We start from the raw sequence: 17,599 nt of genomic DNA on the forward strand, positions 1-17,599 counted from the left end.
CGTGTGTGGGGGCATATGGGGCCTGAAAATTCACGTTAGCGTGTACCATCCCGCCCCCTGCAATGGCTGCGTAGCGGGAATGTGCCAAAATCCTTGGTCCTGCCTGCCCGATACCGCCATAAGGAGCGGGTTGGCACGGAAACGCGGATACCAGCCCCGGCCATACGGGCCAAGCCAGCAAAAGCCAGGACCTGAACCGATGCCGCCCGAGACACCGCCCCCCCCGCCGCCATCCTACGAGCAGGTCCAGCAGCAGCGCGCCATCGAGGTCATGCGCCACAGCCGCATCGACACCCGCACGGCCTGCCTGCTGCTGCTCAGCGTGCTGGCGGTGTTCTATACGCTGTATTTCGCCTCGGCCATCATCCTGCCCATGATCCTGGCGCTGGTGGTCAACCTTCTGCTGTCCTCGCCGCTCCGCTTTTTGCACACGCGGCTGCACCTGCCCAAGCCGCTGGCGGCCCTGTGCCTGATCCTGTGTGTGTTTGGCGTAGTGGGGGCGGTGGGCACCGCCATTTCCGTGCCCGCCACGGGGTGGCTCGAGCGCGCGCCCGAGGCGATCAGTACCCTGCAAGAGCGCCTCGCCTTCCTGCGCGGGCCGTTCCAGCTCCTGACCGGCGCTTCAGACCGGATCCATAATTTCCTCTCCATCGCAGGCGGCCATGCCACGGCAGTAGCTCCCGACCAGCCAACAGCCGACGGGCATGTCATCGTCGTGTCCACGCCCGCAGGCGGTGGGGGGGTAGCGGGGCTGGACCGCTTTTCCTCCTCCATCCTGCTGGGCACGCAGGCCTTCATGGGCCAGTTCTTTACCATGATCCTGATGCTGTTCTTCCTGCTCGCGCAGGGCGACAGCCTGCTCAGGCGCTTTGTCGAGATCATGCCCACCTTTGCCGACAAGCGCCGCACGGTGCAGATCGCCTATCAGATCGAGCGCAATGTGTCGGAATACCTGGCCACCATCACAATCATCAACAGCCTCGTGGGCCTGGTGAACATGGTGCAGTGCTGGCTGCTGGGCATGCCCAACCCGCTGCTATGGGGGGTCATGGCGTTCCTGCTCAACTACATTCCCATCATCGGGCCGATGATGGGCATCATCATCTATTTCCTGGTGGGGCTGTTCGTCTATCCATCGGTGTGGCAGGCGCTGCTGCCCCCGGCCATCTACCTGTGCATTCACCTGACGGAAGGCGAGACCATAACCCCCATGGTGCTGGCGCGGCGCTTTACGCTCAACCCGGTGCTGGTCATGGCGTCACTCATGTTCTGGGACTGGCTGTGGGGCATTTTCGGGGCGTTCCTGTCGGTGCCCCTGCTGGCAGTGTTCAAGATCATCTGCGACCATGTGGAGATTCTCACCCCGCTGGGTCACATTGTCGGTGGCCCGGCCCATCCCGCGCCAAAGAAGCCGCTCTTTACCGAAACGCCCGCCAGCGCCACGCCGGATGAAGACCCCGACCGGCTGGAAGACTAGCCGTTGCCTGCGGCCAGGACCTCAAGCTTGGCCATTGACACGATGGTAATGGCGTAGCCCTTGCCCACCTCGATCATGCCCTGACCGCGCATCCAGCTCAGCGTGCGGCTGACGGTCTCGATGGTCAGGCCAAGATAGTCGGCAATGTCGCCACGGGTCATGGGCAGGTGCAGCCGGCCACCCGATGGTGGTGGCTGGCCGGGCAGGAGACCTGCCTGCATCTGGTCAAGCAGGAAGCTCGCCACGCGCTCGCGCGCGGTCTTGCGGCCGAGCAGGAGCATCTGGTTCTGGGCGGCGACGAGTTCGTTGGAGGCTTCTTCAAGCAGGCGGCGCTCGAGCTTGGGGAAATCATCAAGCAGTTCGCCCATCTTCTCACGCGAGAAGCGGCATACGCGCACCGTATCGATCGCCTCCGCGCCAAAGGCATAACTGTCGGACACGGCAAGGCCGAGAAAATGCCCCGGTGCCGCGAAACCGGTAATCTGGCGCCGTCCGTCAGGCAGGGCCTTGAACAGCTTCACGGTGCCCGATGTCACATTGAAGAAGTCGGTCGCGGGCGCGCCTTCCTCGATAAAGCCGCGACCGGGGGAAACGATGGTTTCCACCGCGACTTCAGCCAGGCGGGAGATATCGGAGGGTTCGATCACGCTACAGACGCTGGTGGGGCGAACGCTGCAATTGGTGCAGAAATCCGCCTGCACGCCACCCGACCCGATCACGATACGCCGTGGCCTCGATTCAAACTGACACGAAGGCATATCCGACATGATAATTTCCAATTCACTTTCAGGCGCCCACGTTCCGGCGCCGAAGTAACCGGACATGCCCTGGCTCCCTAGAAATACAATAAATGCATTCGCCAAGAGCGCAGACTATGGCTGATGGGTTGATGTAAATCAATGCAGCCAACCCAGAAATATAAGGTAAACACGACTGATCATAACAAAAAATTCTTAACCCGAGGAAAATCCGACGCGTGCAGGCCGTCCCCCCGCCCATGGTCAGACGACTGGACCCCGCCGATGTCCCGCTCCTTTATCCGCTTGTGCGCCTGTCCTTCCCACACCTGACGCTGCGCGAATGGATGCGGATCGGCCGCAGGCTGGCCCGCCCCGGCGCGCGGGCGCGGCAGGGCATTCTTGTCGCCCATTATGGCCATGACAGGCCGCCATGCGGCATGGCCACCTTCCGGCGCGGGTTCGACCTGTGTTCAGGCGATACCCTGACATCGGACTACATCATCACCCTGTCCTATACCCGTGCGCAGACCATTATCGACGCGCTGCTCCCGGCCATGGAAACACTGGCACGTGAATGGGGATGTGACGCCATGCGCACCATCACCCACAGTAAACCCGTTGCAAAACCATACAGCCCGGTTCTGAAACTGTGTTCATCCGGCAACATTACCGAAAGAACAGTCAGGCTGGACCATAACACGCAAATAGTTCCGCGTGGTTGATTGATTCATATCAAGGCCGAGTGCTAGGTGGCCGTGATTTCTGCACACATCAAATGAACTTGAATATTCTTAACGCTCTCGCCTGCCTGCCAGCCGGGAAAGAAACTAGGGTCTGCTTACCATGAAGAACATCCGCAAACTCGCCCTGTCGGCAGTGCTCGGCGCCTCGGCGCTGGCCCCCGTGGCAGGCCATGCCCAGACAACGGCGCCCTCCACCTACGTCAATGCCCCGCTGGCGGCACCCGTGGCGCCCGCACGGCCCAAGGGCCACTGCGGCATTTTCGAGACCTGTGCCTCGACCAAGATCGGCCTGGGCCGCGGTGATTTCATGATCCGCCTGTCCGCCGTGGGCGTGCTGCCCGAAGATCGTGACAGCAAGGTGTGGGCGAACGGGACGGCACTGGCAGGTACCCGCATCAAGACCACCAACCAGGTCATGCCGGAACTGACGTTCGAATACTTCGTGACCGACAACATCTCGCTGGACCTGATCGCGACCAGCACCCGTCATGAAGTTGCAGCCGAAGGTGCTGCCGTGGGCGGCAAGCTTGACGTGGGCAGCGCCTGGGTGCTGCCGCCCACGGTCACGGTGGCCTGGCACTTCCGTCCGCACAAGCGCCTGAACCCGTATGTGGGCGTGGGTGGCACCTTCATGTGGTTCCACAACATGAATGCTGCTGGCAACGCACTGGGCACGACCAAGCTGAACTCCGGCTTTACCGGTGGCCCGTCCATCAATGCCGGTGTGGATTACCAGCTCGTTGGCAACTGGTTCTTCAACTTCGACGTGAAGCAGATGTTCGTGCGCATGCACGCCTGGGCTGAAAACGACAGCGAAAGCCTGAAGGTCAAGGCCCACGACTCGCTGGACCCGACCGTCGTTTCCGCCGGTATCGCCTACCGGTTCTAATGGCATGAACGCGGCGGACAGCACCCTGCTTTCCCGCTATGGGGGCAACCTGCCGCGTTATACCAGCTACCCCACCGCAGCCCAGTTCACGGATGCGGTGGGCCCGGACGACAGTCGCAACTGGCTGTCCTCCCTCCCGGCGGACCAGCCGGTTTCCCTTTACCTGCATGTTCCCTTCTGTGATACGCTCTGCCGGTTCTGCGGGTGCAACACCGCCGTGCTGCGCAATGCGGATGCAAGGAGCGCCTATGCCGCCCTGCTGCACGAGGAACTGCGCCGTATCATTGCCCTGATCGGCCCCGGTCGGCGTGTAACGCACCTGCAATGGGGCGGCGGCACACCCACCACGCTCCCCGCCAGCGCGATGCGCCGCGTGATGGACGCCATCCGCCGCGATTTTGACATCGCCCCCGATGCCGAGATCAGCATCGAGGTCGATCCGCGCCATCTTCCCCCCGAATATCCGGCCCTGCTGCACGAACTCGGTTTCAACCGCGCCAGCATGGGTGTGCAGGATCTTGATGCCAGCGTGCAGGAGGCCTGCGGTCGCATCCAGAGCTGGGAACAGACGCGTGACTGCCTTGAGGCGCTGCGCGGCGCGGGTGTCGCCTCCATCAACATCGACCTGATCTACGGCCTGCCCCGGCAGGATACCGAGGGCGTCGCCCGCACGGCGCAGGCCGTGGCCAGCCTGAAACCCGACCGGCTGGCCGTGTTTGGCTATGCCCATGTGCCGTGGAAGCAGAAGCGCCAGACCCTCATGCCCGTGGGCGACCTGCCGGGCGCGCAGGACCGCATCAGCCAGCGTGCGGCGATGGACAGCGTGCTGCGCGCGGCCGGTTTCCTGCCCGTGGGGCTGGACCATTACGTCAGCCCCGATGACAGCATGGCCCATGCCCTGCGGGCGGGCAGGCTGCACCGCAATTTTCAGGGCTATACCACCGACAGCGCACCGGTGCTGATCGGCATCGGGGCCTCGGCCATCTCCTCGCTGCCCGGCGGCATGACGCAGAACGCCGTCTCGGCTGCCGCCTATGCCCGCCTCATGGCCCGCCCCGACACCCTGCCCGTGGCGCGTGGCGTGCGCATGCGCGAAGATGACCGGGCCCGTGCCGACATTATTGAACAGCTCATGTGCGCCATGCAGCTCGATCTCGATGCGCTTTGTGCCCGCCACGGCCTGCCTGCCAGTCATTTCGACCCCGAATACAGCCGTCTTGCCCCCATGGTGGCGGATGGACTGGTCACGCTCACGGGCCGGCAAATACGCCTTACCGAAAAGGGGCGGCCGTTCGTGCGGCATGTCGCCGCACTCTTTGACCGCTACCTTACGGCCCAGAGCCGCACCCGCCACGCCAGCGCCCTCTAGCGCCGTCCAGCATCCCCGGGGCGGCAACCCGGCATGGCCCACAACCCCACAGCCAGCAGCAGACCTTCATGCAAACCAACTGCGTCACCGCCGCCCTTGCCGCAAGTCCCGTCCTGCCGCAGCCCTATCCGCACTGGCAACTGCATGACGTGCTGCCCGCCGCCATTGCCGCCGCCCTTGTGCACTGGGTGCCCGGCACGCGGTTCATCGGTGGCGACAGCGGCGGCCAGCGCGCAGGCCGCAACGGGCACCGGCTGTTCGTAACTCCCGCCCAACGCGCGGCCCATCCCGCACTCGACCAGCTCGCCTGCCTGTTCGATGATGCCGCCACGCGCGCGGGCTTTACCCGCCAGTGCAGTGCCCGGCTGGACGATGCCGCCCTGCGCCTTGAACTGTGCCTCGATACCGATGGCTTCTGGCTTGAGCCGCATACCGATATCGGCGCCAAGCGGCTGACGCTGCTGGTCTCGCTCTCGATGGGTGCCGAGGCGATGGACTGGGGCACCGATATCATGACAGCGGAGGGCACGCCGGTGGCGCGGGCCTCGGGGCTGTTCAATTCGGGGCTGCTGTTCATTCCGTCCGCGCACTCATGGCATGGCTTCGTGCGCAGGCCACTCAATGGCGTGCGGCGCACGCTGATCGTCAATTACGTCAGCCCCGAATGGCGGGCGACGGAGGAACTGGCCCAGAGGCCCTGCGCCGCCTGAATACAGCCCCGCCAGACGGCTGGACGGAACAGAATGCGCACGCAAGGCTTTATTCGCGCACCAATCGGTTCTAGGAAACACTCCTATATAAATGTAACCCCTTTCATCCCATGTCATCCCGGTCATGACGCAAGAGGACAACAGAGGTATGAGCGAGACCCCGCGCGAGACTATGGAATTCGATGTCGTCATCGTAGGTGGCGGCCCGTCTGGCCTGGCCGCGGCCATCCGGCTGCGCCAGATTGCCCCCGATGCCACCGTGTGCCTGATTGAAAAAGGCAGCGAGATTGGCGCCCATATCCTGTCCGGCGCGGTGATCGAGCCGCGCGCGCTGGCGGAGCTCCTGCCGCACTGGCACGAGGAAGGCGCCCCGCTGAACACCCCCGTGACGGAAGAGCAGATGCTCTACCTGACCGAGAACGGCGGCATCGAGATCCCGTTGCTTGACCGCGTGATGCCGCACATGCGCAACCACGGCAACTACATCGTGAGCCTTGGCGACCTGTGCCGCTGGCTGGCGGGCCGCGCGGAAGAACTTGGCGTGGAAATCTATCCCGGCTTTGCAGGCGCGGAAGTGCTGGTTGATGACAGCGGGCGCGTGGCAGGCGTTGCCACGGGCGACATGGGCGTGGGCCGCGACGGGGAGCCTACCGGCAATTACGCGCCCGGCATGGAACTGCGCGCCAAATACACCCTGTTCGCCGAAGGCTGCCGCGGCTCGCTGACCAAGCAGGTCATGGCGATGTACAACCTGCGCCAGGGCGTTGACCCGCAGACCTACGGGCTGGGCATCAAGGAACTGTGGGAAATACCCAAGGAGATGCACCGCCCCGGCCTGATCCAGCACAGCTTTGGCTGGCCGCTTGATGACCGGACCTATGGCGGCGCGTGGATGTACCATTTTGGCGACAACCTCGTCTCCTACGGCTTCGTGGTGGGGCTGGACTACCCCAACACATGGCTCTCGCCATTTGACGAGATGCAGCGCGTGAAGCTGCACCCGTCCTTCCGCCCGTATTTCGAGGGCGCGCGGCGCATCGCCTATGGCGCGCGCGCGCTGTCGGAAGGAGGGATCCAGTCCATCCCGCGCCTGACTTTCCCCGGCGGGGCGCTGATTGGCGATACGGCGGGCTTCCTCAACGTGCCCAAGATCAAGGGCACGCACACGGCCATGAAGTCGGGCATGCTGGCAGCCGAGGCCGTGGGCGAGGCGCTGGCCACCAGCCGCGTGGAACCCGGCTCCTACACCCGCCGCATCAAGGATTCCTGGCTGTGGGATGAACTGCGCACGGTGCGCAACATCCGCCCCGCCTTCGCCAAATTCGGCATGAAGGGCGGCGCGCTGTATGCGGGCATCGACGCCATGCTGCTGCGTGGCCGCGCGCCGTGGACGCTGCACACCCGCCACGCCGATAACGAAGTGCTGGAACCGGCCTCGGTCTCGCCAAAAATCGACTACCCAAAGCCCGATGGCAAGATCACCTTCGACCGCCTCTCCTCGGTGTTCCTGTCGGCCACCAACCATGAGGAAGACCAGCCCGTCCACCTCAAGGTGCGCAACATGTCGCTGTGGAAGACGGTGAACTGGGATGTGTTCCGCGCGCCTGAAAGCCGCTACTGCCCGGCGGGCGTGTATGAAGTGGCTGATGAAGCCACCGACCCGCACCTGCAGATCAACGCGCAGAACTGCGTGCACTGCAAGACATGCGACATCAAGGACCCGGCGCAGAACATCGACTGGGCCACGCCGGAGGGGGCGGGCGGCCCGAACTATCCGGGCGGGATGTAATTGCCCGGCGGGTACGGTATGTATCCGCCACACCGATTGCCCTTATCCGAAGACAGACAGGCAAATATGCAATGAAGGTTCTTGTACCCGTCAAGCGCGTGATTGATTACAACATCAAGCCACGTGTGAAAGCCGATGGCACCGGCGTTGAAACCGCTGGCGTCAAGATGTCCATGAATCCGTTTGACGAGATCGCGGTCGAGGAAGCCGTGCGCCTGAAGGAAAAAGGCGTAGTGAGCGAGATCATCGCCGTCTCCATCGGCGAGGCCAAGGCGCAGGACACGCTGCGCACCGCCATGGCCATGGGTGCCGACCGCTCCATTCTGGTCGAGACCGATGTGGTGACCGAGCCACTGGCCGTTGCCAAGGTGCTCAAGGCCCTGGTGGAAAAGGAAAAGCCGGAACTCATCATCCTGGGCAAGCAGGCCATTGATGATGACATGAACGCCACCGGCCAGATGCTTGCAGGGCTGCTGGACTGCCCGCAGGCCACCTTCGCCTCGAAGGTGGAAGTGGCTGATGGTGCGGTAACCGTCACGCGCGAGATCGATGGCGGGTCGCAGACCGTGAAGCTGGCGCTGCCCGCCATCATCACCGCCGACCTGCGCCTCAACGAGCCGCGCTACGCCTCGCTGCCCAACATCATGAAGGCGCGCAAGAAGCCGATGGAAAAGATCACGCCAGCCGATCTGGGCGTGGACATGACCCCGCGTCTGAGCGTGATCTCGGTGTCAGAACCGCCCGAGCGCAAGGCGGGCGTCAAGCTCGACTCGGCGGCCGAACTGGTTTCGCGCCTGCGTAACGAAGCAAAGGTGATCTGATCATGACCGTTCTCGTTTACCTCGATCATGAAGGCGGCGTGATCCGCCAGGCTTCGCGCTCCGCCATTACGGCCGCCACCAAACTTGGCGATGTCGATGTGCTGGTCACAGGCCCCGATGCCGCTGCCGCCGCCAAGTCGGCTGCCGCCATTCCCGGCGTGAAGAAGGTGTTTGCCGTAACCGACACCACCGGCAACAGCGAACTTGCCGAGCCGGTTGCTGCCCTGCTGGCCCAGCTTGCGGGCGGTTACACGCATATCCTCGCGGCCTCTTCCGCCACGGCCAAGAACGTGCTGCCGCGTGCGGCGGCCCTGCTGGATGTGCAGCCGATCCCCGATATTGTCGCCATCAACGATGCCGAGACCTTCGTGCGCCCGATCTATGCGGGCAGCGCGCTGGCGACCGTGAAGTCGGCTGATGCGAAGAAGGTGATCACGGTACGCGCCTCCGCCTTCGATCCCGCCCCGGCGGAAGGCGGCAGCGCCACCATCGAGGAGATTGCCCTGCCCGCAGGTCCGGGTGGCTCCACCTTCGTCGCCACCGAGTTGTCGAAGTCCGAGCGGCCGGAACTGGAATCCGCCCGCGTGGTGGTTTCGGGCGGTAACGGCATGCTCAATGAAGAAAACTTCAAGCTGCTCGAGCCGCTGGCCGACCGGCTGGGTGCGGCCATCGGCGCCTCACGCGCGGCGGTGGACAAGGGCTTTGTCTCGAACGAATACCAGGTGGGGCAGACCGGCAAGATCGTGGCGCCGGAACTGTATATCGCCATGGGCATTTCCGGGCAGATCCAGCATCTGGCCGGCATGAAGGACAGCAAGGTCATTGTTGCCATCAACAAGGACCCGGAAGCCCCGATCTTCCAGGTGGCGGATTACGGGATCGTGGGCGACCTGTTCACCATCCTGCCGCAGCTTGAGGCGGAACTCGACAAGGCAGGCTGACCCCTGCGGGCCAGTCGCAAGACATAAAGGGGTGCCGGGCGGTCTGTCCGACACCCCTTTTTTGTCATGCGGGTCTATTCATTTTCCAGCACGGCATGGGCACGGGCCACGACCGTGTCGTATTCCTGCTGGCTCAGGTCGCCGCGGTGCAGCATCTCGCTCGCGCGGGCCAGCGCATCACGCGCATGGGTTACGTCGGGTATGGGGTAGCGTCGGCCCGGCAGGGCAAAGGCTGAATCAGGCAGGGCATCGCGTTCGGCCGCCGTCAGTCTGGACATCGGTATTCCTCCCTTAATGCAGGGGTTCCTGCCACGGGCGGGAACCGGCTCCAAGCGTAATGGAACCACCCTGGCCGCCACCAGCGGTAAAAGCGCTGGTCTCCCGCGCAATGATAAAAGTTTCCGGGTGCGGCCCTTTTGTGAAAAAGGCAGCGTTCTTCGAAGCTTTTTGAAAAAAGCTTCACCAAAAACTTCTTTTGGCAGAAGGCTTACAGATCCTGTTCGACCTCATGGGCCACGTGGTGCCGCCCGTCAGGTGCAGGGCCACCGGGCAGGGGCTGCGCGGTCTCGATGGTGTGCATCTGCCCGCGCAGGGTCGGTATGGCCCCGATACTATAAAACCCCAAAAGCACAATGCAGATCATGAGGCCACAATACACGCTCAGCAACAGCCGCTGCCTGACGGGTACAAGGTAGGCAACGGTCATGCACAGCATTGCCTGCACCTCGAGGCCAAAATGGGTGGCGTTGCCGTACCCCCACTTCCAGCAGGTCAACGCCATCTGCAGACTCATGGCAACAATAAAAAACACCCCGTTTTTCTGCCTTGCCTGCAGCCGGGACAGGCGACCGATCAGCCAGTACGGCAGGCTCATGCACAGGGCATTGTTCACAAGGCTGACCACCACCACGGCGGTGAGGGCGATCAGCAGCACGAGCGCCATGAACGCCTCAGCACTCAGGCTACCCGACAGGTGCTGCAGGGTGCGCTGCATATGCGAGGTGTGGAAGACTGCGACAAAAGGGTTTTCCGGTCCAAGCAGCACACTCACCCCACCCGACAGCACACCCATGCCACCAACGAACAGGTAGGGGTGTTTTTGCAGCACGGCGAGTCTGTTCATGGGGGCGTTACTCTGGTGGATAGGGTTATACAGCAGCCTGGGATTACGGTTTCCTTAAATAGACCAGACCGGTCTAATTTGGAACCCGACCGGACATCCGCTGCCGCAGCGCCGGCGTGGCAGCCAACCAGTGCAGCCCAAGCCGTGCACACGAAGGGCAGGGCACAAAAAAAGACAGGGCCTCCCATAGGGCGACCCTGTCAGTAGAACGTTGATACCGGAAGGTAACACGTCCAGCCCGGCATCATGACCGGATTTTATTGGTTTTTATGGAAGCCAGCGGCTTCGTGTAACCCCTTATGCCATCCGCCTATTTAAACGTCAACAATAAATATAAATAAAAATACGATTTTACTTTTTTTGCACTGCACAATCAACATGGTTATTTTGCACTGCACAATAAAATTTAATTATATACATAAATAGTACGACAATTTTCTACCAGGCGGCTCAAACAGGCCGGGCAGGGGTCTTGTGCCCGGTTTCAATGCCCCGCATCATGGATGCGTGACCATGGCAGCACCGTCCAGCGCCAGGCCCCCATTGCAGCTGACAGGACACCAAAATGGGCGGACAACCCGCAACCCGACCCAACAAAGCCGCATTCTGCACAGGCAGCATCGTCCGCCATGTGGTGGTCATGGCCGGTACGGGTGCCATCGGCCTGATGGCGGTGTTCCTTGTTGACCTGCTGAACCTTTTCTACATTTCATGGCTCGGCGATCCTGCATTGACGGCGGCCATCGGCTTCTCCGGTGTGATCGGCTTCGTGCAGATCGCGGTCTCCATCGGGCTGTCGATTGGCATCGGGGCCATTACCGGCAGGCTGATCGGCGCGGGCAAGATGGAGCAGGCGCAACGCGTCGCATCCTCCTTCGGCATTGTCATGCTCGGCTTCTGCCTGCTCATCGGGGTGTTCACCGCATGGCTCGCACCACTCCTGCTTTCCCTGCTCGGGGCACAGGGGGAGGCAGCACGACAGGCGGCCACGTTCCTGCGCATCGTCTCGCCCGGCCTGCCGCTGATCGCGGCCGGCATGGGGTGCTCGGGCCTGCTGCGCGCCATCGGGGCGGCGCGCATTTCCATGAACGTGACGCTGATCGGCGCCATGATCTCGGCCATGGCCGACCCGTTGCTGATCGTGGGCCTCGGGCTGGGGCTGAAGGGGGCGGCGATCAGCACCATTCTCTCACGCGGGGTCGTGGCGCTGATGGGCTTTCGCTGCGCGCGCCGTCACGGCCTGCTGGCCTGGCCCGTGCGCACCCATGTCGTGGCCGATACAAAGCTGGTGGGGCAGGTGGCTATGCCCGCCATCCTGACCAACCTGGCAACGCCGGTGGGCAGCGTGTTCGTAACGCACGCCATGGCGGGGTTCGGGCTGGCGGCGGTGGCGGGACAGGCGACCATCGAGCGGATCGTGCCGGTGGCCTTTGCCTTTGTCTTTGCGCTGACGGGATCGGTGGGGCCGATCATGTCGCAAAATCTTGGCGCGGGTAAACTCGAGCGCGTGCGGGCGACACTCGTGGCCTCGCTGTGGCTGGTGGCAGGCTGCGTGGCGCTGACATGGGCCATTTTGTTCCTGAGCCAGAACCTGGTGGTGCGGGTATTTTCAGCGCAGGGCACGGCGGCAATGCTGATCCACCTGTTCTGTAACTGGACCATTGCGGGCTATGTATTCATCGGCATGCTGTTCGTGGCCAATTCCGCGTTCAACAATCTGGGCCATCCGCTGTATTCCACGCTGTTCAACTGGGGGCGGGCGACACTGGGCACCATTCCGTTCGTGTGGATGGGCATGCGTTACGGACCGGGCGGCGTGCAGGTGGGGCAGGTGCTGGGCAGCGTGCTGTTTGGCTCCTGCGCGGTGCTCACCGCTTTTTCCGTGGTGCGGCGCCTGCACCCGGGCGACCGGGCCACGCAGCAGGCCATGCCGGTCATTCCCCCGCCCCAGACCGGCGAAGCGGGCCTGATCGAACTCGACGAACTCGACCACTCCGCCTGATCAACAGCGCAGGGCCGCCTGCGTGTCACGCGTAATGGAACCAGTCGATCACGGCGGAAAATGGCGGCGCCGCCGCATCGTGCTCCGAGACAATGGCCTGCCCATCGGCTACAGGCCATTCAATGCCCAATGTTGCGTCGTTCCAGCGCAGGCTGCGCGCGCAGGTGGGGTCGGAGGGGGCCGTGCATTGGCAATACACCTCCGTATGGTCGGCCAATGCGCACAAACCGTGCAGGAAGCCTGGCGGTATCCAGAACTGGCTGCCGTTTTCGGCATTCAGGGTCATGTCCACCCATTGCCCGAACGTAGGCGAGCCGGTGCGCACATCCACCGCCACGCCCCATATCGCCCCACGCGTGCAGCGCACAAGCCTGCCCTGGGCCTGGGGCGCCACCTGCGCGTGAAGGCCCTGCACCATGAATCTGTGCCGCAACAGGCTATGATGATCCTGCACGAAAGAGCTGCCCCCTCCAATCCGGGCCAGCAGGGTGGCAGGGCAGTTCGCGCTGGAAAAGCCGCCCCCTTCCTGCCGGTGGGGCGGGGTGAGCAAAAACAGGCCTTCCAGCGGCAGGGCCTCGACGTGGAGAGCATGCCCCGGCGTGCTGCCTGATGCGGAAAAACCCGGACGGTCGCGGGTCGGGGACTGCGTTCCCATTTTCAGCACGCCTGTATGGTCAGGCAATTGGTTGAATGGTGCATCACGGCCCTGTTCGCTATCCGGTCTGATTATTTCATCACTTTGAAATGCAGTTTTAACGCCGCATCGGTTACGAACCGATTAAGAGCGTGTTTTGAAATAAATATTTGATATTAAATAACAAAAGTTTCCTGATGCCGCCCTTCTTTCAAAAAAGGCGGCGTTATCCGAAGCTTTTTGAAAAAAGCTTCGCCAAAAAATTTTTCAGAATTTCAGAACGCATAAAGCCCTCATGCGGAACATGAAGGCACTGACGCGGTCATCAATGAATAATGGGTGGGGTACCAGATAAGGAATCTGGTGGAGCCAAGGGGAGTCGAACCCCTGACCTCCTGAATGCCATTCAGGCGCTCTCCCAACTGAGCTATGGCCCCACTGTTCCAACGGTGCGGGCCATTTTCATGGCCACCGTGGTCCGGTGACGGGGGTATAACCGCAAGCACGGACCGATGCAACCCCCCTTTAACCGATTCAGGGCAAGATAATGTCCTGCCCGCGCAGGGCGGCGAGCAGGGGCAGCAGCGGCAGGCCCATGATGGCCGACTGTTCCCCCTCGATACGCGAGAAAAGCTGGATTCCGCGCCCTTCAAGCCGGTAGCACCCGACACAGGACAGAATCGCCTCGCCCTCGGCTGCCAGATACCATTCAAGAAAGGTTTCACTGAACGCGCGCATATGCAGCACGGGACAGGCGACATGGTGCCAGACCTCGTGGCCATCACGCAGCAGGCACACCGCCGTGTGCAGCACATGCGCCCGGCCGCGCAGGCGCCGTAACTGCGCGCGGGCCGTGTTGCGGTCGGCGGGCTTGTCGAACCATTCCTCCCCGCATGACAGGATCTGGTCCGCGCCAATCACCACCGTGCGCGGTGCAACCTCGACCGCACGGGCCTTGGCGCGGGCCAGTTCAAGGGCTGCGGCACTGGCATCGTGCCCGGCGGCAAGCATGGCCGCGCGAATGGCGTGTTCATCCACATCCGCTGCCATGAACCGGGCAGAAAGCCCCGCCGATTCCACCAATGCGCGCCGCGCGCCCGAGCGGCTGGCAAGTACTATCGGTGGCGACTCCACCTGTAATGGGGCGGCCTTTAGTACTAAACTGGAGTCGTCTGGCATCGCGCTCTCCGTACTGCGGAAGTGAAACATTTAAATCGGGGCTCTGGAGTACTGGGGTACATGGGGACAGTACTCCAAACAATTCTGTGCCGTACCGAGTACCGTGGACAACGTGTACCCAGCCCATTTCGGTGAGTTGTACACAGGCTTATGGCGGTACATCCGGGATAACTTTCCGACTCCGTGGGAATCCTTGGAGTCGGAAACGGTACACACTGTGGGGAAAACGGGGTACATTTTCGGAAACATGGGTACCCCGTGATCCACAGCACTAAAAGAACATCAACAAATTTCTTTCTCTTTTCTTTTATTGTTTTGAAAGGGGCGCGCGCGCTGCGCCCTGCCCGCTATCCGTCGGCCCGAAAGTACGAGATAGTCCGGCCACAACGAAACAGAACGACGGATCAATGACACAAACACGCAAACCCCTGCTTGCCACCCTGATGGGAGAGGCGACCTGGCCCCCTCCGGTATGGCTGATGCGGCAGGCGGGCCGGTTCCTGCCGGAATTCCGGGCATTGCGTGAAAAGGCGGATTTCATAACGCGCTGCATGACCCCCGACATGGCGGTCGAGATCACGCTGCAGCCCATCCGCCGTTTCGGCATGGATGGGGCTATCCTGTTTTCCGATATCCTCATCCTGCCCTGGGCCATGGGGCAGTCGCTGGAATTCGTGCAGGGCCGTGGACCTGTCCTGGGGGCCGTGCGCTCGCAGGCCGATCTCGACCGGCTTGACCCGGGCAGGGTGGCGCAGGCGGTTGAACCGGTCATGCAGACGCTGCGCAGGCTGCGGGCCATTGTTGATGGGCCGGAAGCGATCGGTCCGGCACGACCGGGGCAGGTGACGCTGATCGGCTTCGCGGGCGCGCCGTTTACGGTGGCGTGCTACATGGTGGAAGGCCATGGCTCGCGTGAGTTCGAGGAAACCCGCAAGCTCGCCTATACCGATCCCGCGTTCTTTGACCGGCTGATCGACCTGCTCACCACGTCGACGGCGGATATGCTTTGTGCCCAGATCGAGGCCGGGGCCGAAGCGGTCATGCTGTTCGATAGCTGGTCGGGCCTGCTGCCACCCTCGCAGTTCCGCAAGCATGTGATTGAACCGGCAAAGCGCATCACCGCCATCATCAATGCCCGCCACCCTGGCGTGCCGGTCATTGGCTTCCCCCGGCTGGCGGGGCTGATGGCGGTTGAATACGGGCGTGAAACCGGCGTGAACGCAATGGCGCTCGATACCGGGGCGGACATGAAGGCCGTGGCCGACAGGGTGCCCGGCACGCTGGTGCTGCAGGGCAATCTCGACCCGATCCGGGTTCTGGCTGGCGGCGAGGGCATGCGCACCGAGGCGCGGGCCATCCGCGATGCCATGAAGGGCCGCCCGCATGTGTTCAACCTTGGCCACGGCGTCATTCCCACAACGCCGCCCGAGCATGTGGGCGACCTGATCAAGACCATCAGGGAGGTCTGAGCCATGCTGCCCTCCGCCCTGCGCCCTGATGGCGCGCTCAGGCTGGTCATTTTCGATTGTGATGGCGTGCTGATCGATAGCGAAGGTCCGTCATGCCGCATGATCGCGCGCACCCTGCGCGATTATGGCACCGAGATCAGCGATGAAGAGGCCGTGCACCGCTTTGCAGGCCACGCCCTGACCGCGCTCAAGCACGAGATCGAGGATGCGGAGGGCATAAGCCTGCCTGCTGACTGGCCCGCCCGGATGCAGCGCAACCTCGTTACCCTCATGCGCAATGAGGCGGAAACCATCGAGGGCGCGCCTGCCATGCTGCGTGGCGTAGCTTCGCTGGGGCTGCCCTACCGCATTGGCTCCAACTCATCGGTAGAGGAAATGGAAGCCAAATTCGGCCGCACCGGGCTCGATGCGCTGATTGCGCCCGCCAACATCCATTCCGCGCGCGACATGGGCCAGCCCAAGCCGGACCCGGCGGTCTACCTGGCGGCAGCAAAGGCGCAGGGCGTGCCGCCGGAATGCTGCATCGTGCTGGAAGATACCGATACCGGCGCCCGCGCGGCGAAGGAAGCGGGCATGGGCTGCGTGCTGCTGCGCGCGCCAGACCTGCCTGCGCCCACATGGCCGGGGCTGCTGCGCATCGCTCACCTTGATGAATTCGTGCCGCTGCTCACCCGCATCCTGACCAGCCAGAAACAGGCAGGCCGCGTGCATGGGTAGCGCCCTCATTCCCTTCATGCTGTGGTTCAAGGCGTTCCACATCATGTCGTTCATTGCGTGGATGGCGGGGCTGTTCTACCTGCCGCGCCTGTTTGTCTATCACTGCCAGGTCGTGGCCGGTTCACCGGAATCAGCCCGTTTCAAGGTGATGGAATACAAGCTGCTGCGCTTCATCATGGCGCCTGCCATGATCAGCACTTTCGTGTTTGGCGGGCTGCTTGCCGCCATACCGGGGCTGATCGACTGGCATTCCGGGTGGTGGCTGGTCAAGCTTGCCTGCGTGCTCGCCATGGCGGGCTTTCAGGGGGCGTGCGGGCGGTGGCGGCGTGACTTCGCCCATGACCGCAATACGCGGCCCGAACGCTTCTATCGCATGGCCAATGAAGTGCCGACCGTGCTGATGATGGTCATTGTCATCATGGTGGTGGTCCGCCCGTTCTGAACCGAGCAGGCGGACCCTGTCAGCCGTGGATCAGAGCAGGGACTTGCCCTGCTTGAGCACCGCGTTGCAGACCTTGGTGGTGACCTTCTGCTTGAGGTTGCCCTTCAGCGAGGCCAGCGAGAAGGTGTTGCCGTTGCCGGTATCCAGAATGCCGTTCTGGCCGTTGGAATACTGGCTGCTCGAGGTGTCGAGCCCGGCCTTCTGCTTGAGCGAGGACAGCAGGGTGGAGGGGCTGTTGCCCTGCAGGTAGTTGTTCTGCACGCAATAGCCCAGCAGGCCCGTGACATTGGAAGGGGCCAGCGAGGACACGGAAGGCACGCTCATGCCACTGCCCGAAAGCAGGCTCGATGCGTCGCCGCCCAGGCCACCAAGGCCGCCAAAGCCTTCTGCATGCGCAGGCGCGGTGTAAAGAGCGGCTGCTACGGGCAGGGCGGCAAGAAGTGCCAGGAAACGGTTTGATTTTTTCATGTGAAGAACAACTCCTAAAAATGCAGTACGGGGAAAATCAGGCCCGTAAGGCTGTTATATCCCCGTGGGAAAGGCCGGGAATAGAC

At 62.8% G+C, this 17,599-nt stretch carries 18 protein-coding genes and 1 tRNA gene; 12 read left to right on the forward strand and 7 right to left on the reverse strand.

The genetic code is table 11. From position 1 onward, the window contains the following. Positions 1-199 precede the first annotated feature (199 nt). Entirely contained in the window at positions 200-1,477 is a 1,278-nt protein-coding gene (locus GXY01S_RS11555; protein ID WP_370664435.1) for an AI-2E family transporter, read from the forward strand. Here GXY01S_RS11555 and GXY01S_RS11560 read toward each other — a convergent pair. After that, on the reverse strand, positions 1,474-2,244 hold the full coding sequence (locus tag GXY01S_RS11560) for a Crp/Fnr family transcriptional regulator (RefSeq protein WP_061275278.1): 771 nt from the start codon (positions 2,242-2,244) through the stop codon (positions 1,474-1,476). The two genes, GXY01S_RS11555 and GXY01S_RS11560, sit on opposite strands and share 4 nt — an antisense overlap. 209 nt (positions 2,245-2,453) lie before the next feature. Between GXY01S_RS11560 and GXY01S_RS11565 the strand changes: the two genes are divergently transcribed. From GXY01S_RS11565 to GXY01S_RS11595, 7 genes are all read left to right on the forward strand, one after another. Further along, a complete protein-coding gene (locus tag GXY01S_RS11565; protein ID WP_242501193.1) occupies positions 2,454-2,939 on the forward strand; it encodes a hypothetical protein in 486 nt (161 codons plus the stop codon). Positions 2,940-3,060: 121 nt separating this feature from the next. Then, on the forward strand, positions 3,061-3,849 hold the full coding sequence (locus GXY01S_RS11570; RefSeq protein ID WP_061275250.1) for an OmpW/AlkL family protein: 789 nt from the start codon (positions 3,061-3,063) through the stop codon (positions 3,847-3,849). 4 nt (positions 3,850-3,853) lie between these two features. Next, the gene (gene hemN, locus GXY01S_RS11575; RefSeq protein WP_061275252.1) at positions 3,854-5,218 is read left to right on the forward strand and encodes an oxygen-independent coproporphyrinogen III oxidase; all 1,365 of its coding nucleotides are present in this window, start codon (positions 3,854-3,856) and stop codon (positions 5,216-5,218) included. 68 nt (positions 5,219-5,286) lie between these two features. Then, positions 5,287-5,928: a hypothetical protein gene (locus GXY01S_RS11580; RefSeq protein WP_061275254.1), complete on the forward strand. Its 642-nt coding sequence runs from the start codon at positions 5,287-5,289 to the stop codon at positions 5,926-5,928. Positions 5,929-6,076: 148 nt separating this feature from the next. Next, on the forward strand, positions 6,077-7,717 hold the full coding sequence (locus tag GXY01S_RS11585) for an electron transfer flavoprotein-ubiquinone oxidoreductase (protein WP_061275256.1): 1,641 nt from the start codon (positions 6,077-6,079) through the stop codon (positions 7,715-7,717). Between the two features lie 71 nt (positions 7,718-7,788). Continuing rightward, positions 7,789-8,538, forward strand: coding sequence for an electron transfer flavoprotein subunit beta/FixA family protein (locus tag GXY01S_RS11590; protein WP_061275258.1), 750 nt, complete (start codon positions 7,789-7,791; stop codon positions 8,536-8,538). Between the two features lie 2 nt (positions 8,539-8,540). After that, positions 8,541-9,479: an electron transfer flavoprotein subunit alpha/FixB family protein gene (locus GXY01S_RS11595; protein ID WP_061275260.1), complete on the forward strand. Its 939-nt coding sequence runs from the start codon at positions 8,541-8,543 to the stop codon at positions 9,477-9,479. 74 nt (positions 9,480-9,553) lie between these two features. On the opposite strand, the gene GXY01S_RS11600 is transcribed toward GXY01S_RS11595, so the two are convergent. Together GXY01S_RS11600 and GXY01S_RS11605 are read right to left on the reverse strand one after the other, a co-directional pair. Next, positions 9,554-9,757, reverse strand: a complete 204-nt coding sequence (locus GXY01S_RS11600; RefSeq protein ID WP_061275262.1) for a hypothetical protein — start codon at positions 9,755-9,757, stop codon at positions 9,554-9,556. Positions 9,758-9,966: 209 nt separating this feature from the next. Beyond that, a complete protein-coding gene (locus GXY01S_RS11605; protein WP_061275264.1) occupies positions 9,967-10,602 on the reverse strand; it encodes a hypothetical protein in 636 nt (211 codons plus the stop codon). A gap of 565 nt (positions 10,603-11,167) precedes the next feature. Between GXY01S_RS11605 and GXY01S_RS11610 the strand changes: the two genes are divergently transcribed. Continuing rightward, positions 11,168-12,604 carry an MATE family efflux transporter gene (locus GXY01S_RS11610; RefSeq protein WP_061275266.1) on the forward strand — a complete coding sequence of 479 codons (1,437 nt, stop codon included), beginning with the start codon at positions 11,168-11,170 and terminating at the stop codon, positions 12,602-12,604. 25 nt (positions 12,605-12,629) lie between these two features. Here GXY01S_RS11610 and GXY01S_RS11615 read toward each other — a convergent pair whose 3' ends face one another. The 3 genes from GXY01S_RS11615 to GXY01S_RS11625 all read right to left on the reverse strand — a co-directional run bounded on the left by GXY01S_RS11615 (position 12,630) and on the right by GXY01S_RS11625 (position 14,372). Beyond that, positions 12,630-13,259 (reverse strand): dTDP-4-dehydrorhamnose 3,5-epimerase family protein, encoded by a 630-nt coding sequence (locus GXY01S_RS11615; protein ID WP_082770851.1) that lies wholly within the window; start codon positions 13,257-13,259, stop codon positions 12,630-12,632. A gap of 340 nt (positions 13,260-13,599) precedes the next feature. Beyond that, positions 13,600-13,675 (reverse strand) — tRNA-Ala (locus GXY01S_RS11620). Between the two features lie 97 nt (positions 13,676-13,772). Continuing rightward, the gene (locus tag GXY01S_RS11625; protein ID WP_370664436.1) at positions 13,773-14,372 is read right to left on the reverse strand and encodes a Maf family protein; all 600 of its coding nucleotides are present in this window, start codon (positions 14,370-14,372) and stop codon (positions 13,773-13,775) included. A 452-nt stretch (positions 14,373-14,824) separates the two neighbouring features. On the opposite strand from GXY01S_RS11625, the gene hemE reads away from it, so the two are divergent. From hemE to hemJ, 3 genes are read left to right on the forward strand one after another with little or no spacing between them, the layout of a single operon-like run. Further along, the gene (gene hemE, locus GXY01S_RS11630; RefSeq protein WP_061275268.1) at positions 14,825-15,886 is read left to right on the forward strand and encodes a uroporphyrinogen decarboxylase; all 1,062 of its coding nucleotides are present in this window, start codon (positions 14,825-14,827) and stop codon (positions 15,884-15,886) included. 3 nt (positions 15,887-15,889) lie between these two features. Further along, positions 15,890-16,603: an HAD family hydrolase gene (locus GXY01S_RS11635; RefSeq protein ID WP_082770853.1), complete on the forward strand. Its 714-nt coding sequence runs from the start codon at positions 15,890-15,892 to the stop codon at positions 16,601-16,603. Continuing rightward, entirely contained in the window at positions 16,596-17,045 is a 450-nt protein-coding gene (gene hemJ / locus GXY01S_RS11640) for a protoporphyrinogen oxidase HemJ (protein ID WP_061275270.1), read from the forward strand. The genes GXY01S_RS11635 and hemJ overlap by 8 nt, the downstream gene beginning before the upstream one ends. 30 nt (positions 17,046-17,075) lie before the next feature. On the opposite strand, the gene GXY01S_RS11645 is transcribed toward hemJ, so the two are convergent. Next, complete coding sequence (locus GXY01S_RS11645) at positions 17,076-17,513, reverse strand: YjjA family protein (protein ID WP_061275272.1); 438 nt, start codon at positions 17,511-17,513, stop codon at positions 17,076-17,078. Positions 17,514-17,599 lie beyond the last annotated feature (86 nt).

Source organism: Komagataeibacter xylinus NBRC 15237, assembly GCF_001571345.1.
Classification (GTDB): Bacteria; Pseudomonadota; Alphaproteobacteria; order Acetobacterales; family Acetobacteraceae; genus Komagataeibacter; species Komagataeibacter xylinus.